Annotated in this window: 15 protein-coding genes; 11 read left to right on the forward strand and 4 right to left on the reverse strand. The window is 61.9% G+C overall.

What is annotated here, in order from left to right; genetic code table 11:
• Positions 1-240: 240 nt before the first annotated feature.
• The gene (locus PSH91_RS17250) at positions 241-1,392 is read left to right on the forward strand and encodes a M14-type cytosolic carboxypeptidase (protein ID WP_047228474.1); all 1,152 of its coding nucleotides are present in this window, start codon (positions 241-243) and stop codon (positions 1,390-1,392) included.
• A gap of 98 nt (positions 1,393-1,490) precedes the next feature.
• Here the strand turns inward: PSH91_RS17250 and PSH91_RS17255 are convergent, their stop codons facing one another.
• Entirely contained in the window at positions 1,491-2,027 is a 537-nt protein-coding gene (locus PSH91_RS17255; protein WP_047228475.1) for a cytochrome b, read from the reverse strand.
• Positions 2,024-3,106, reverse strand: coding sequence for a catalase family peroxidase (locus PSH91_RS17260; protein ID WP_047228476.1), 1,083 nt, complete (start codon positions 3,104-3,106; stop codon positions 2,024-2,026). The genes PSH91_RS17255 and PSH91_RS17260 overlap by 4 nt, the downstream gene beginning before the upstream one ends.
• A gap of 164 nt (positions 3,107-3,270) precedes the next feature.
• Between PSH91_RS17260 and PSH91_RS17265 the strand changes: the two genes are divergently transcribed.
• Both PSH91_RS17265 and PSH91_RS17270 read left to right on the forward strand, forming a co-directional pair.
• Positions 3,271-3,777 (forward strand): sigma-70 family RNA polymerase sigma factor, encoded by a 507-nt coding sequence (locus PSH91_RS17265; protein ID WP_047228477.1) that lies wholly within the window; start codon positions 3,271-3,273, stop codon positions 3,775-3,777.
• Positions 3,774-4,526: an anti-sigma factor gene (locus PSH91_RS17270; protein WP_047228478.1), complete on the forward strand. Its 753-nt coding sequence runs from the start codon at positions 3,774-3,776 to the stop codon at positions 4,524-4,526. Before PSH91_RS17265 ends, PSH91_RS17270 begins: the two co-directional genes overlap by 4 nt.
• A 44-nt stretch (positions 4,527-4,570) precedes the next feature.
• Here the strand turns inward: PSH91_RS17270 and PSH91_RS17275 are convergent, their stop codons facing one another.
• The gene (locus PSH91_RS17275) at positions 4,571-5,407 is read right to left on the reverse strand and encodes an IclR family transcriptional regulator (protein WP_107322284.1); all 837 of its coding nucleotides are present in this window, start codon (positions 5,405-5,407) and stop codon (positions 4,571-4,573) included.
• A gap of 246 nt (positions 5,408-5,653) precedes the next feature.
• Here PSH91_RS17275 and PSH91_RS17280 point away from each other — a divergent pair, with 246 nt between their 5' ends.
• From PSH91_RS17280 to PSH91_RS17315, 8 genes are all read left to right on the forward strand, one after another.
• Positions 5,654-6,679 carry an ABC transporter ATP-binding protein gene (locus tag PSH91_RS17280; RefSeq protein WP_107322282.1) on the forward strand — a complete coding sequence of 342 codons (1,026 nt, stop codon included), beginning with the start codon at positions 5,654-5,656 and terminating at the stop codon, positions 6,677-6,679.
• Positions 6,676-7,545 (forward strand): ABC transporter permease, encoded by an 870-nt coding sequence (locus PSH91_RS17285; RefSeq protein WP_047228481.1) that lies wholly within the window; start codon positions 6,676-6,678, stop codon positions 7,543-7,545. The genes PSH91_RS17280 and PSH91_RS17285 overlap by 4 nt, the downstream gene beginning before the upstream one ends.
• Before the next feature lie 6 nt (positions 7,546-7,551).
• Positions 7,552-8,346, forward strand: coding sequence for an ABC transporter permease (locus PSH91_RS17290; RefSeq protein WP_047228482.1), 795 nt, complete (start codon positions 7,552-7,554; stop codon positions 8,344-8,346).
• Between the two features lie 7 nt (positions 8,347-8,353).
• Positions 8,354-8,644 carry a (2Fe-2S)-binding protein gene (locus PSH91_RS17295; RefSeq protein WP_047228483.1) on the forward strand — a complete coding sequence of 97 codons (291 nt, stop codon included), beginning with the start codon at positions 8,354-8,356 and terminating at the stop codon, positions 8,642-8,644.
• Positions 8,645-8,798: 154 nt separating this feature from the next.
• Positions 8,799-10,154: an NAD(P)/FAD-dependent oxidoreductase gene (locus PSH91_RS17300; protein ID WP_281460008.1), complete on the forward strand. Its 1,356-nt coding sequence runs from the start codon at positions 8,799-8,801 to the stop codon at positions 10,152-10,154.
• A complete protein-coding gene (locus tag PSH91_RS17305; RefSeq protein ID WP_305466291.1) occupies positions 10,151-11,266 on the forward strand; it encodes an FAD-binding oxidoreductase in 1,116 nt (371 codons plus the stop codon). Before PSH91_RS17300 ends, PSH91_RS17305 begins: the two co-directional genes overlap by 4 nt.
• Before the next feature lie 18 nt (positions 11,267-11,284).
• Positions 11,285-12,346 carry an ABC transporter substrate-binding protein gene (locus PSH91_RS17310; protein WP_076383975.1) on the forward strand — a complete coding sequence of 354 codons (1,062 nt, stop codon included), beginning with the start codon at positions 11,285-11,287 and terminating at the stop codon, positions 12,344-12,346.
• Between the two features lie 151 nt (positions 12,347-12,497).
• On the forward strand, positions 12,498-13,853 hold the full coding sequence (locus PSH91_RS17315) for a leucine-rich repeat-containing protein kinase family protein (protein ID WP_288912764.1): 1,356 nt from the start codon (positions 12,498-12,500) through the stop codon (positions 13,851-13,853).
• On the opposite strand, the gene PSH91_RS17320 is transcribed toward PSH91_RS17315, so the two are convergent.
• A complete protein-coding gene (locus PSH91_RS17320; protein WP_047228487.1) occupies positions 13,850-14,554 on the reverse strand; it encodes a YebC/PmpR family DNA-binding transcriptional regulator in 705 nt (234 codons plus the stop codon). The two genes, PSH91_RS17315 and PSH91_RS17320, sit on opposite strands and share 4 nt — an antisense overlap.
• Positions 14,555-14,679: the final 125 nt, after the last annotated feature.

Below are 14,679 nucleotides of genomic sequence, written 5' to 3' on the forward strand. Positions count from 1 at the left end.
GAAGTCTTTTGGGTGTCGCTCATTCGATGGCGGCGATGATAGCAAATGAATATCCCTTTTCAAGCACTCCACGCCATACCGACGAAAACTATCGACAGGCAGCACTTGAGAATCAATCGCGGACTCACTAAGCTCCAATAGCGTCCAGGGAGGACGCCCCCTCTTTTCTGTCACGCAAATCGTCCCGACATCCTCCTCCTTGCGTGTAAAGTAACGGTCATAAAATCCATCACAGGAATCGTGACCGTGGCTAAATCTTCCTTTGATATCAGCGCCAATTTCGACAGCGGTAACATCGAGATCGTCGACATCAGCAATCCTTTGCAATCACTGCTGAAGATCAGACCCGACACCCGTAGCGCCCACTTCCAGTGGTTCCACTTCAAGGCCAGTGGCTTGCATGTCGGCCAGGAATATTCCTTTCGTTTGCTCAATGCCAGTCAATCGTCCTACAACAAGGCATGGACGGGTTACCAGGCCGTTGCCTCTTATGATCACGTCAACTGGTTCCGTATTCCCACACAGTTCGAAGGCGACGCCCTGCGCTTTCACCTGGAAGCCGAACAGTCCCATGCCTGGTTTGCCTATTTCGAACCCTACAGCCGTGGTCGTCACGACTGGTTGATCGAGCAGGCACTGCACAAGGCCGGGACCGAACTGCTGGCCGTCGGCAAAAGCGTGGAAGGCCGCGACATTCAACTACTGCGCAAGGGCAGCGGTGCCGAAGGTCGACGCAAAGTCTGGATCATCGCCCAGCAGCATCCCGGCGAGCACATGGCCGAGTGGTTCATGGAGGGCGTGATCGAACGCCTGCAGCATCAGGACGACACGCGCTTGAACCGACTGCTTGCCAAGGCCGATCTGTATCTGGTGCCCAACATGAATCCTGACGGTGCCTTCCACGGCCATCTGCGTACCAATGCCATGGGTCAGGATCTCAACCGCGCGTGGCAGAACGCCAGTCCGGAAATCAGTCCTGAGGTATTTTTCGTACAGCAGCAAATGGAAAAATACGGCGTAGATTTGTTCCTGGACGTTCACGGTGACGAGGAAATCCCTCACGTCTTCACTGCCGGTTGCGAAGGCAACCCCGGCTACACGCCACGCATTGCCGAACTCGAAGAGCGCTTTCGCAGCGATCTCAAGCACCAGACCAAAGACTTTCAGACCGCTCACGGCTACACCCGCGACGCACCGGGCCTGGCCAACATGACCCTGGCTTGTAACGCGGTCGGCCAGAAATACGACTGCCTGTCCCTGACCCTGGAGATGCCGTTCAAGGATCATGACGACCACCCGGATCCTCGCACCGGCTGGTCCGGCAAGCGTTCGATGCAACTGGGCAAGGATGTATTGAGCACCATAGCGGACATGGTCGACGAGCTGCGCTAACGCTCCATCATCCAACGCTCTCCCCGTGGTGGGCACTCGGTGGCGAGGGATTCATTCCCTCGCCACAAGTTATCGTTTGTCGACAGGTAGCGGGGACTTCAATCCCGTCCTCGCAACATACTGTCCAACACCTCATCCCGACGCACCCAACCATGAAACAGTGCCGCCGCCAGATGCACCAGCACGGTCAGGAACAATAGATAAGCCAGGTAGCCGTGGGCCTTGCGCAACAGTGCGAAAGTCTGGGCATCCGCCGGTACGATGGAAGGCAATTGCAGGGAGCTGCTGAGCATCACCGGGTCTCCCGCCGCTGAAATCATGCCCCAGCCCAACAGGGGCAGAATCAACATCAAGGCATACAACAGAGCATGGGACGCCTTGGCCGCCAACGCCTGCCAGCCTGGCAGATCGGCCGGCAATGGTGGTTGGCGTGTCGTAAAACGCACCACCAGGCGTACGATCACCAGCAGCAAAATCGCGATGCCCAAGGGTTTGTGCAACTGAAGCAGCCATTCATGGCGCTCGGACACCGAGGCCACCATGCCCGCGCCGATAAAGAGCATGGCAATGACCATCAATGCCATCAACCAGTGCAGCAGTCGAGCCAGCGGTGCGAAGTGTCGAGGGGCGCTCATGGGCGGGACTCCTGGTTGGCGGGCAATTGACTGACTTCGCTGGTGCGCCGCAAGTACGAACTGGCATACGCGGCAGAGCGCGCCGCCAAAAGCGGGTCATCTGAACCTTCGATGCCGCTCGGCAGAATCAGCGGGTCATAGTTGATGTCGCGGCATTCGCCGTCGTCCTGTGACTGGGTGCGCTCCAGCACCAGCGTACCGGCGTTGAGCACCGTTCGATCTTCGGGCCAGGCTTTGCTGGCATCGTTCACCGGATCGCCCGGATTGGCCAACGTGATATTCAGCTGCCAGCGCAACGGCCCCGCAGCCAGGCGCTTGACCAGATCCTGTTCCAGAAAGTCAGCGCCCTGGGGTGGCGTCACGTCCGTGCCATCCGAAGCCACTGGCACCACGCCCCACCGCACCGCCTGGCGTTGTCCCGCAGGATTGACCAGATAGAACGCATTGATGCCGTTGTAGGTTTCGGTGGCATAGCTGGCCGATGGCCTGGCCGTCTTGATCCATTGCAGGAACGGTTTGGCTTCCGGGTGCGCGGCAAAGAAGGCGGGTACGGCCGCAGGGTTGGGTTTGCCCGTGGCCGGATCCGGCGATTGTGCCTGTTGCAACTGATAGAACGCTTCGGGCGTGCCCACCGGAAACACCGGCATGCTGTTCATGCCGGTACGCCACTGCTGCCCGTTGGCTTGGGTGAAGCGCAGCGCCAGGCTGCGGATCGGCACGCTGTTGTCCGGCGCGTAGGGGTTGCCGCTGGGCAAGGCAAACCGCCCGACGACCGGCGTGCGCGCCTCCAGGAAGACTTGGGCACTGGAATAGGGGCGAGCCTCACCGCTGCTTTGGAAATAGCCCGCAACGCAAACCCCTTTGGAGTGATTGCGACGAAAGCCCGGGTGCACACCGTTGTTCTTTTCCAGCACGTTGACCAGCGCATTCGGTGTCAGGCGTTGTGGGTCAAGGGTTCCGTTGACGTAGGCAAATGTCCCGGCCAACGCGGCAACAATCACAGCAATGCCGGTCAGGCGCAGCGCCAGGCTGGCGGCACTCAACGGCGGCCGGCTCGGTTCAAAGGAAGGGTCAACCATGACGAAGCTCCAAGGCCCAAGGCCGTTTGTACTAAAGGACCCGTCAGACGAAAGCCAGAGGGTTTTATTCCCACACTTCGTATTTATTTTTCCCAGGCTGGAATAATCTCGTTCGCGAGTCGTCTTTCCACTCCCGGCGCAGTGACTGCCAAAGAAGCACAGCCATGAACGAACTCGACGAACAGTTGCGCACGCTCATCCCCCGACTACGGCGTTTTGCCGTGTCGTTGACGCGCAACCCCAGCAATGCTGACGACCTGGTGCAAGCGTGCCTGGAGCGGGCATTGTCAAAATGGAATGACAAACGGGCCGATGGTGACCTTCGGGCCTGGCTGTTTTCGATTCTTTATCGACAGTTTCTCGATAGCCATCGTCGTTCCCGACGCTATGCACGCATGCTGGAATTTTTCACCGGTCGCGATGATGCTCACCCTTCAGCCGAGCGCAGCGTGATCGCCCAATCGTCCCTCGAGGCTTTCGATCGACTGACGACCGAACAACGTGCGCTGTTGCTGTGGGTGTCGGTGGAAGGCTTGAGCTACCAACAAGTGGCCGACATCCTCGACGTGCCGACCGGCACCGTGATGTCGCGCCTATCCCGCGCCCGCCAGGCCCTGCGCCAACTCAGCGACGGCGAAATCACCCGCCCTGCCCTGCGGATACTCAAATGATCAGCATGCCCCCCAGCGACAACGACTTGCACGCCTTCGTCGATCGTCAACTGAGCGAAGCCGACCAGCGTCTGATGGAAAACTACTTGGCCAATCACCCGGAAGTCGCCGCCCGGGTCCAGGCCTGGCAACAGGACGCACAACACTTGCGCGCGGCTCTGAACGCAGGCCTGCAACACGCGCCTAATCCGGACCTCGACCCGACAGCGATCCGCCAACGCCTGAAACATCGGTTCCATCGCCATCTGGCCAGCGCGGCAGTGTTGGTGTTGGCCGTCAGTGTCGGCGGTTTGAGCGGCTGGAAGGCCCGGGAGATGACGCTCGTCAGCGCTATGCTGCCCATGAGCGACGCCTTGCAGGCGTATCGATTGTTTGCCCAGCAAGGCATCCTGCCGGCCGATTACCAAGGCGGCGATGAGAGCACCATGCAAGGCTGGCTCGACCGTTACTTCACGCGGGCCGACCGCCTGCCAGATCTGTCGGCGGCAGGATTCAAGCCGGTCAGCGGGCGATTGCTGAGCACCGAGCAAGGCGCGGCGGCGATGGTGGTTTATCAGGACCCGAGCGGCCAGAAGATCAGCTTCTACGTGCGTCCACCAGGCCCGAAAAATTTCCTGCTACCGCGCGGCAGCCGTCGTGACGGCGAGTTGCAAGCCGAGTATTGGTCCGGACCGGGATACAACTATGCGATGGTCATACCCAGTGATACGCCAGCGGCGCAAAAGCTCAAGCAAACCCTGAATTTCTGAGCGCTGCAGCCCGCTCCCACAGAGGTCGGGGATGCCCGTGAAATTCAACCCTGCCCAAACACCTGCGAAGGTCTGCGCAGCAGCGGGTCGAACGGGTTGACTCGCGGTCCGATCAGGGCGGCCTCGCGCTTGAGCATTTCCACCACCGTCGGCAGCCGGTCGGGCCCCAGTCGATCACTCACGGTCGCCACGCTCAACGCCGCCACGGCGCGGCCCTCCCGGTCCAGGATTGGCACAGCCACCCCGGCCATGCCTTGCAACACCCCGGTGTTGCGTCCGGCGTAACCCAGCGCACGCACGCTCTCCACTTCCGTGCGCAGGAAGACTTCATCGTACAAATGAAAATCCTTGAGCCGTGGCAGGTTGTACTGGATCACCGTGTCGCGCTCTTCTTCCGGCAGGAATGCCAGGATCGCCAGGCTGCCCTGCCCCACGCCCAACGCCACGCGACCGCCTATGTCGCCGGTGAATGTGCGGATCGGGAAAGGACCTTCACTGCGGTCCAGACAGATCGCATCGAAACCACTGCGCGCCAGCAGAAACAACGAATCCCCCAGGGACGCCGACAGCCGCAGCATGGCAGGGCGCGTCAACTCACGCAGGTTGCCGGTGTTCCCGGCACGCGCGGCCAAGGCAAAAAAGTCCAGGCTCAGGCGATAGCGTTTGCTGCGCGCATCCTGCTCGACCATGCCCTCGTCCATCAGGCTGCGCAGCATGCGATGTGTGGTGGGTTGAGACAGACCGATGCGCTGAGCCAGTTGCGTGACCCGCTCCCCGCCCTCGACGGTGTCACCCAGGCTGCGCAACACGGCAAACAGTCGAGAGACCGCGCCGACCCCGACTTCGTTTTTTTCGATATTCCGATCAGTGGAATCAGACATGAAGTTTCTCGCTGGTTAAATTTACTCACTGAAGGAAAATGAAAATAGTCATCGTCTCAGTGAAATAGTCCATTGAGCCCATCCTATTCTTCGTCCTACTCTGCGTCCATACAGGGGCGATTCGAACAACAGCGGCAGCCGACTTGACGTCGAGCGCCAACGCACCCCGCAGCATCCCTTCGTATCTGCCCATACAAAAAAGCGCGCCTTGTGGCGACGCATAACAATCTCAGGTGGAGCGCAATCATGGCTTTTGTGCAACTTGAAGGACTTGGCAAACGTTACGGCGCCATCGATGCCGTGGTGGACACCCATCTCTCGGTGGAAAAAGGCGAATTCGTCTCGCTGCTGGGCCCCTCCGGCTGCGGCAAAACCACCACTTTGCAAATGATCGCCGGCTTCGTCGAAGTCAGCAGTGGGCGCATCCTGCTGGACGGTCGCGATATCACCCATGCCAAGCCCGCCAGTCGGGGCCTGGGCGTCGTGTTCCAAAGCTATGCGCTGTTCCCCCACATGACCGTCAAGGACAACGTCGCTTTCGGCCTGCGCATGCGCAAAGTGCCCGGCGCCGAGCTGCAACAACGGGTGGATCGGGTGCTGAAGCTGGTGCGTCTGGACCAGCACGCCGAGCGCTACCCGCGGGAACTCTCGGGCGGCCAGCGCCAGCGCGTGGCACTGGCCCGGGCGCTGGTGATCGAACCACCAGTGCTGCTGCTCGACGAACCGCTGTCCAATCTCGACGCCAACCTGCGCGAGGAGATGCAGTACGAAATCCGCCGCATTCAGCGGGAAGTCGGCATCACCACATTGATGGTGACCCACGACCAATCCGAAGCACTGTCCATCAGTGACCGAGTCGTGGTGATGCAGGCCGGGCGAATCACTCAGATCGACGCGCCGTACACCCTCTACGAACACCCGCGCACCGAATTCATTTCCGGCTTCGTCGGTAAAGCCAACCTGCTGCCCGGCGAGCGCGACGGCCAGGGCAATGTTCAAGCTTGCAGCCAGGGCCACGGCCCACTGGTCTTGAGCCTGCGTCCAGAGAAAATCGATCTGTGCCAAGCCGGCTCGGGTCGGTTGCAAGGCGTCATCGTCAGCCGCTTCTTTCTCGGCAGCCAATGGCTGTACGGCGTCTCGACCAACCTGGGCGAGCTCAGCGTGGTGCGCCGCAACGACGGCTGCGCGCCGATGACCGAAGGCACAGCGGTAGGTCTTGACTGGGATCCGGCGCTGCTGCGGGTGCTGAGCGTGGACGAGGTGCCGGCATGAAGCTGATCGACGCAATGCGCCGGGGAAGGCAAGGCTATCTGATGTCCGCGCCCGCCCTGGCCTGGTACCTGGGTCTGCTGGTCATTCCCTTGGGGCTGACGTTGGTGCTGTCGTTCAATGTCTTCGACTACGGCACGGGCATCGACGGGGACGCCTACACCCTCGACCACTACGCCAGCCTGCTGAGCGACCCGTACTATTACGAGATTTTCTTGCGCACATTCTGGATCAGCGCACTCACCACTATTTTGTGCGTGCTGATCGGCGTGCCCGAGGCTTATATCCTCAGCCGCATGGGCGCGCCGTGGCGCTCGATCTTCCTCATTCTGATTCTCACGCCGCTGCTGATTTCGGTGGTGGTGCGGGCCTTCGGCTGGAGCCTGCTGCTGGGTGCCGACGGGCTGGTCAACCAGACGCTGCAAGCCTTCGGCGGCTCACCGATGAAGCTGCTCTATACGCCGTTTGCCGTGGTCATCGCCCTGGTGCATGTGATGCTGCCATTCATGATCATCCCGGTCTGGACCTCGCTGCAAAAGCTCGATCCGGCCGCCGAACAGGCCGCGCTGTCCTTGGGCGCGAGCCAGTTGACGGTGATGCGCAAGGTCGTGCTGCCGCAGATCATGCCCGGCGTCTTGTCCGGCACCCTCATCGTCTTCGGCCTCGCCGCCAGCTCCTTCGCCATTCCCGGCCTGCTCGGTGGGCGCCGCCTGAAAATGGTCGCCACGCTGATCTACGACCAGTACCTGTCGGAGCTGAACTGGCCGATGGGCGCGGCCATTGCCGTCGCGCTGCTGCTGCTCAACCTGCTGATCATGCTGTCGTGGAACCGCATGATCGAAGGCCGCTACAAGAAGTCATTGGGGTAACTCATCATGTCCAGGAACGGTCCTTTCGCCCTGTTGTTTCATGCCCTGGTGGTGGTGTTCATGATGGCGCCGCTGGTGGTGGTCTGTCTTGTTGCCTTCACCCCGGAAAATACCCTGAGCCTGCCGACCACGGCGTTTTCCCTGCGCTGGTTCCGTGCGGTGTTCGAACGCGCCGACTTTATCGATGCGTTCTACAACAGCCTGATCCTGGCATTCAGTGCGGCGTCGTTGGCGACGTTGATCGCGGTGCCGGCGGCGCTGGCGATCACACGGCTCGAATTCCCTGGCCGGGATTTTTTCAATGGCCTGTTCCTGTCGCCGATCATCATTCCACACCTGGTACTGGGTGTGGCGTTGCTGCGGCTGTTTGCGCTGATGGGCGTGAACGGCAGCTTCACCTGGCTGATCTTCGCCCATGTGCTGGTGATTACACCGTATGTACTGCGTCTGGTGCTGGCCTCGGCCATCGGCCTGGACCGCAGCGCCGAGCAGGCCGCGCAATCGCTAGGGGCCGGGCGCTTCACGCTGTTTCGGCAAATCACCTTGCCGATGATCCTGCCCGGGGTAGCAGGAGGCTGGTTGCTGGCGTTCATCAACAGCTTCGACGAGGTAACCTTGTCGATCTTCGTCACTTCACCGGCCACGCAAACCCTGCCGGTGCGCATGTATGTCTACGCCACCGAATCCATCGACCCGATGATGGCGGCGGTGTCGGCGCTGGTCATCGCGCTCACGGCGCTGACCATGATTCTGCTCGACCGGGTCTATGGCCTGGATCGAGTTCTGGTGGGCAAACAATGAGGGCGCCATGGCTCTGTTGAAACGACTGGCCGAAGGCGACCGCCCGGCATTGGACTTTATCCTCGACGGCAAACCGGCCATCGGTCTGCTGGGCGATACCCTGCTTACCGCTGTGCTGACCTGCAGTGAACACTTGCGCGGCAGCGACTTCAGCGCCGAGCCCCGGGCCGGTTTCTGCCTGATGGGCGCCTGCCAGGATTGCTGGGTCCGGCTGGGCGACGGCCGCCGCGTGCGCGCCTGCTCGACGCTACTTGAAGCCGGCCAGCAGATCACCCGCGAACCGGGGCGCCAGCCATGAACAATGCCGTCTGGAATGGCCCCATCGCGAACAGACTCGCTGCCCCAAGGGACTTGCAGCAAGCATCACCACCGTCCCCCTGTGGCAGCGAGCCTGCTCGCGACGGCGGCGGCGATAGCAGCATAAATCCCACAGCATCGCCTGCGAGGTGGCTATGAAACCGGTAGTCATCATCGGGGCCGGCCCGGCGGGTATCCGCGCCGCCCAGACCCTGGTCGCCCACGGCGTATACCCCGTCCTGCTGGACGAAGCCGCACGCGGTGGCGGACAGATCTATCGGCAACAACCGGCCAACTTCAAGCGCTCGCCGGCCAAGCTGTATGGCTTTGAGGCGCACAAAGCCAGCGCCCTGCACCAAACCTTCGACGCGTTGCGCGAACAGCTCGATTACCGGCCAGACACACTGGTGTGGAACGCCGAGTCGGGCCTGCTGGATACCTTGCATGAAGGCCGCGCCGCGCGCCTGGAGTACGCCAGCGTGATCGTCGCAACGGGCGCCACTGACCGAATTCTTCCCGCTCCGGGATGGACTCTGCCAGGTGTGTACAGCCTGGGCGCGGCGCAGATCGCCCTGAAGTTCCAGGGTTGCGCCATCGGCGAACGGGTGGTGTTCGCCGGCAGCGGCCCTTTGCTTTATCTGGTGGCTTATCAATACGCCAAGGCCGGCGCCAAGGTGGTCGCGGTACTCGACAGCTCGCCCTTGAGCGCCCAGGCCCGCGCCCTGCCCGGCCTGCTGGCTCAACCGGCCACACTGGCCAAGGGGCTCTACTATCGCGCCTGGCTGAGCAGCCACGGCATTGCTGTGCATCAGGGTGCGAGCCTGTCGCGTATCGACGGAGAACGACGCGTCCAGTCATTGCAGTGGCGCAATGCAAAAGGCTTGCAATCGCTCGACTGCGACGCGGTGGCCTTCGCCCACGGCTTGCGCAGCGAAACCCAACTGGCTGACCTGCTGGGCTGCGAATTTTCCTGGAGCCCCCTAAACCGCGCCTGGCTGCCGCAGCGTGATCCTGCCGGTCGCAGCAGCATGCCGGGGATCTACCTGGCAGGCGACGGGGCCGGAATCATGGGTGCCGACGCCGCGGAAATCGCCGGCGAACGTGCGGCCCTGGCTTTGCTCGAAGACCTCGGCTACCTGGTCGACCCGCAGCGTTGCGCCCAACTGGAACAATCCCTGGAACGCATCGGCCGTTTCCGACAGGGCCTGGAGCGCGCCTTTGTCTTTCCCACGGATTGGGCCGCCCACGCCGCTGACGACCTGATGATCTGCCGCTGCGAAGAAGTCAGCGCAGGCGAGATCCGCCAGGTAGTGGGTGAAGGCCATTGGGAAATCAACCGGGTCAAGGCCCATTGCCGGGTCGGCATGGGGCGTTGCCAAGGGAGAATGTGCGGTGCGGCAGCGGCGGAAATCATTGCCAGCGAGAGCGGGCGTCCGGTCGGCGAAATCGGCCGGATGCGGGCACAGGCACCGGTCAAACCCGTACCGTTTGGCCTGGAGGTCGAGCCATGATCAAAGTGGATGTCGTGATCATTGGCGGCGGTATCGTCGGGTCCTCGGCCGCGTTGTTCCTGAGCAAAGCCGGACGCCGGGTGGCATTGCTGGAGCGAGACTTCTGCGGTTCGCACTCCAGCGGCGTCAACTACGGCGGCGTGCGGCGCCAGGGTCGACCGTTGTCACAACTGCCGTTGTCGCAACGGGCCCATGAAATCTGGAGCCAGTTGCCGCAGTTGATCGGCATCGACGGGGAGTACCAGCGCAGCGGTCACCTGAAATTGGCCCGCAGCCCCGACGACTTGCGAGCCCTGCACGACTATGCCGCCAACAGCCAGGGCTTCGGCCTTGATCTGCAACTGCTGGACCGTGACCAGTTGCGCGCCCGCTTCCCATGGGTCGGTGCAGTTGCAGTCGGAGCATCCCTCTGCCCGGACGACGGCCACGCCAATCCGCGACTGGTGTCCCCGGCATTTGCCCAGGCGGCCCGCAGGCATGGCGCACAGGTCTTTGAACAATGCGCAGTCAGCCATGTGCAGCATGACGGTCAGCACTTTAGTGTGCGTACCGAAACGGGCCTGGTGCTTCAGGCCCCCTGGCTGCTGAACTGCGCGGGCGCCTGGGCGAGCCATTTTGCCGCGCAATTTGGCGAAGCGGTGCCGATGCACGCCGGGCATCCAGCGATGCTGGTCACTGAGCCATTACCCTTGGTGATGGATGCCAGCACTGGCGTGGAGGGCGGCGGTATCTACGCCCGCCAGGTCGCCCGTGGCAATTGCGTGCTGGGGGGCGGCCAAGGTTTCGCCCTGGACAATGCCCGCGCCCGCCCCGGCCAGAACGCAGTGATCGACATCCTGCGCCAAGCCGTCGAGCTCTACCCTTTTTTGAAAGGTGCCCAGGCGATTCGCACCTGGAGCGGCACCGAAGGTTACCTGCCCGATCGCCAACCGGTGATCGGCCACAGCAGCACCCAACCCGGCCTGTTGCATGCGTTCGGCTTTGCCGGCGCAGGTTTTCAGATCGGTCCCGCGGTGGGCCAGGCGCTCACCGAGATCATCTGCTGCGGCGCGTCAAAAACGTCGCTGGATGCGTTTTCAATCACCCGGTTTCACTCCATCTCCGTTGCTTGATAGAGGAAGGTCGCGCCAATGAATAACGTCAAACGCAGTGCACTGTTCGGTTTCTGCTCGCTGGGTTTCTCCTGCCTGGGCGCCCTGCTCCCCGTCAGCCAGGCGATGGCCGAGCCGACGCTTTATCTGGGCATGAACGGTGGGACCATGGAGCGGCTTTACGCCGACAAGGTCTTGCCGGCCTTCGAAAAAGCCAACAACGTCAAAGTGGTGATCGTGCCCGGCACCTCCGCCGACATCCTGGCGAAAGTCCAGGCCAGTAAAGGCAACCCGCAAATGCACGTGATGTTCCTCGACGACGGCATCATGTACCGCGCCATCGCCATGGGGCTGTGCGACAAGCTCGAAGACAGCCCACCCCTGGCCCAGATTCCGGCCAAGGGCCGCATCAAGGATCAAGCCGTGGCCGTCAGCCTCGGTGTCACGGGACTTGCCTACAACACACGGTTGTTCAAGGAAAATGGCTGGAGTGCGCCCACCTCCTGGATGGACATGGCCGATCCACGCTTCAAGGACAAACTGGTGTTCCAGTCCCTGGCTTCCTCGACCTTCGGCCTGCACGGTTTTCTGATGTTCAACCGGATCCAGGGCGGCAGCGAAACTGACGTCGAACCGGGCTTCAAGGCCTGGCCAAACACCGTCGGACGCAACGTGCTGGAATACATCCCCAGCTCAGCGAAGATCTCCGAAATGCTGCAAACCGACGAAGCCGCGCTGTTCCCGTTGACGCCGACCCAAGTGACCGCGCTCAAACTCAAGGGCATGCCGGTCGAGTACGCGCAACCCAAAGAAGGCGCGGTGGTGCTCAATGTCGCTGAGTGCGCCATTGCCCAGAACACCCAGCCTGAACTGGCGCAAAAGCTCGCCGCCTTCCTGCTGACGCCCGAAGCCCAGGCCATCGCCCTGGAAGAAGGCGACCAGATCCCGTCCAACCCCACCACACCGACCACTGACAAAACCCGCGGCCAGGTAGAGGCGATGAAGCAGTACCTGGAAACGGCGATTGCGGTGGATTGGGACCAGGTCAACGAGCAACGCCCGGCCTGGAACGCACGATGGAACCGCAGCGTCGAGCGCTAGACACCTTCGACGCTGGCGAGGGGACTTTGTGGGGGCAAGTCTTGCTCCCACAGATAAAACCTTCGCCACAGGGTGTTGTGTTGAACTGATTATTGGTTAACTGTGCGGCTTCGGGCTTGATGCCCGCCCCTTGATCAGCAGCGAACCTCTCATGCACACCCTCGCTCAACTGCGCGCCGGCCAGCTGTCGGGCATCAAACGGCTGGATCTGTCCTGCGGCCTGACACAGTTCCCCCGGGAAATCTTCGACCTGGCCGACTCGCTCGAAGTCCTCAATCTCAGCGGCAACCAGTTGACTGCGCTGCCCGATGATCTGCATCGGTTGCCCCACCTGCGGGTGTTGTTCTGCTCGGACAACCACTTCATTGAATTGCCCGAATGCCTGGGCCGCTGCGCGGCATTGACCATGGTCGGTTTCAAGGCTAACCGCATCGAACGCGTGCCCGGCACTGCCCTGCCGCCACTATTGCGTTGGCTGATCCTGACGGACAACCGCATCAGTCAGTTGCCGCAAGAGCTCGGCCAACGCCCGCACTTGCAAAAGCTCATGCTGGCCGGCAACCGATTACAGCAGTTGCCCACGAGCCTGGGGCAGTGCCATCGTCTCGAACTGCTGCGCATCGCCGCCAACCAATTGACCGAGCTGCCGCAATGGTTGCTCGAGTTGCCAAGCCTGAGCTGGCTGGCCTATGCCGGCAACCCGCTGGAAACCCAGGCCAACGCCGACCTCCTGGCGAGGACGACGCCCATCGACTGGTCGCAACTGAACGTGCATCAACAATTAGGCGAAGGCGCTTCGGGGGTGATTCATCAGGCGCTATGGCAACCACCGGGTCAGGTCGCGCGACACGTCGCGCTCAAACTGTACAAAGGCCAGATGACCAGCGACGGCTCGCCATTGCATGAAATGCACGCCTGCATCACCGCAGGTCGTCATCCGAACCTTATCGACGTGCTGGGCCAGATCAACGGGCACCCCGAGCAACAGGCCGGACTGGTGATGGACCTGATCGCGCCCAGCTACCGCAACCTGGCGGGGCTGCCGAGCCTGGAGTCCTGCACCCGCGACGTGTATGCCGACGCACTGCGTTTAAGCGCTCCCGTGGCCTTGCGCATCGCCCTGGGCATCGCCTCGGTGGCGGCGCACCTGCACCGCCAGGGCATTACCCACGGTGATTTGTACGGGCACAATATTTTGTGCAATGACCAGGGCGACTGTCTGTTGGGCGACTTTGGCGCGGCGTCGTTCCATGCCACTGCCGACACGGTGCAAACCCGTGCGTTACAACGCATCGAAGTGCGGGCGTTCGGGATTTTGCTGGGGGAACTGCTGGCGCGGATCGAACCGGGGCTCAGTGCTGAGGAACTGGCAACGTTGCAGGATCTGCAGGCGCGCTGCTGTCAGCCGCAGGTGCTGGGGCGGCCGGGGTTTGAGGAGATTGAAGGCTTACTGCGCGACTGTGGCGAAGGAACAGGCTCCCTCGCCACAGGGGGTTGTGGTGCTTAACCGGCCAACCCGACAAACATGTCCTGCACGTCGTCGTGATTGTCCAGGCCCTCAAGGAACGCCTCGACTTCGGCCATCTGCTCGTCCGTCAAGCCACTGACCGGGTTTTTCGGCTGGTAGCCGAGCTTGGCGGACAGCACAGTGAAACCTTGCTCCGGCAGCGCCTTCTGCACCGCATCCAGGTCGGAAGGATCAGTGAGGAACAGCGTCGCGCCGTCTTCGCCCGGTTCGAAATCCTGGGCGCCGGCCTCGATGGCGGCCATTTCCGGATCAGCGTCGGGGCTGTCCGGGGCGGCTTCGATCATGCCGACATGGTTGAAGTCCCACGCGACCGAACCCGAGGCGCCCAGTTGGCCCTTGCGAAACGCAACGCGAATCTCGGCGACGGTACGGTTGATGTTATCGGTCACGCATTCGACGATCAGCGGCACCTGATGCGGTGCGAAGCCTTCGTAGGTCACACGATGGTACTGCACGGTTTCGCCGAGCTGGCCGGAGCCTTTCTTGATCGCGCGCTCCAGGGTCTCGCGGGGCATCGAGGCCTTTTTCGCCTGCTCGACCACCAGTCGCAGATGCGCATTGGTGGCAGTGTCAGCGCCGTTGCGCGCGGCAATGGTGATTTCCTTCACCAGCTTGCCGAAGATCTTGCCCTTGGCGTTGGCAGCCGCTTCTTTGTGTTTAACCTTCCACTGTGCGCCCATTACTCACTCTCTTGTCTGTCGCGCCGAGACATCTGCTGGCCGGCGCTGTGGCGCAAGTTTATACGGCCTAAACCGGCTGATCGACCAAAAAATCACCGCCGATGAATCAACATTTCCCCGACGTG

The sequence above is a fragment of the Pseudomonas sp. FP1154 genome (assembly GCF_030687245.1).
In the GTDB taxonomy this organism is placed as follows: Bacteria; Pseudomonadota; Gammaproteobacteria; order Pseudomonadales; family Pseudomonadaceae; genus Aquipseudomonas; species Aquipseudomonas rhizophila.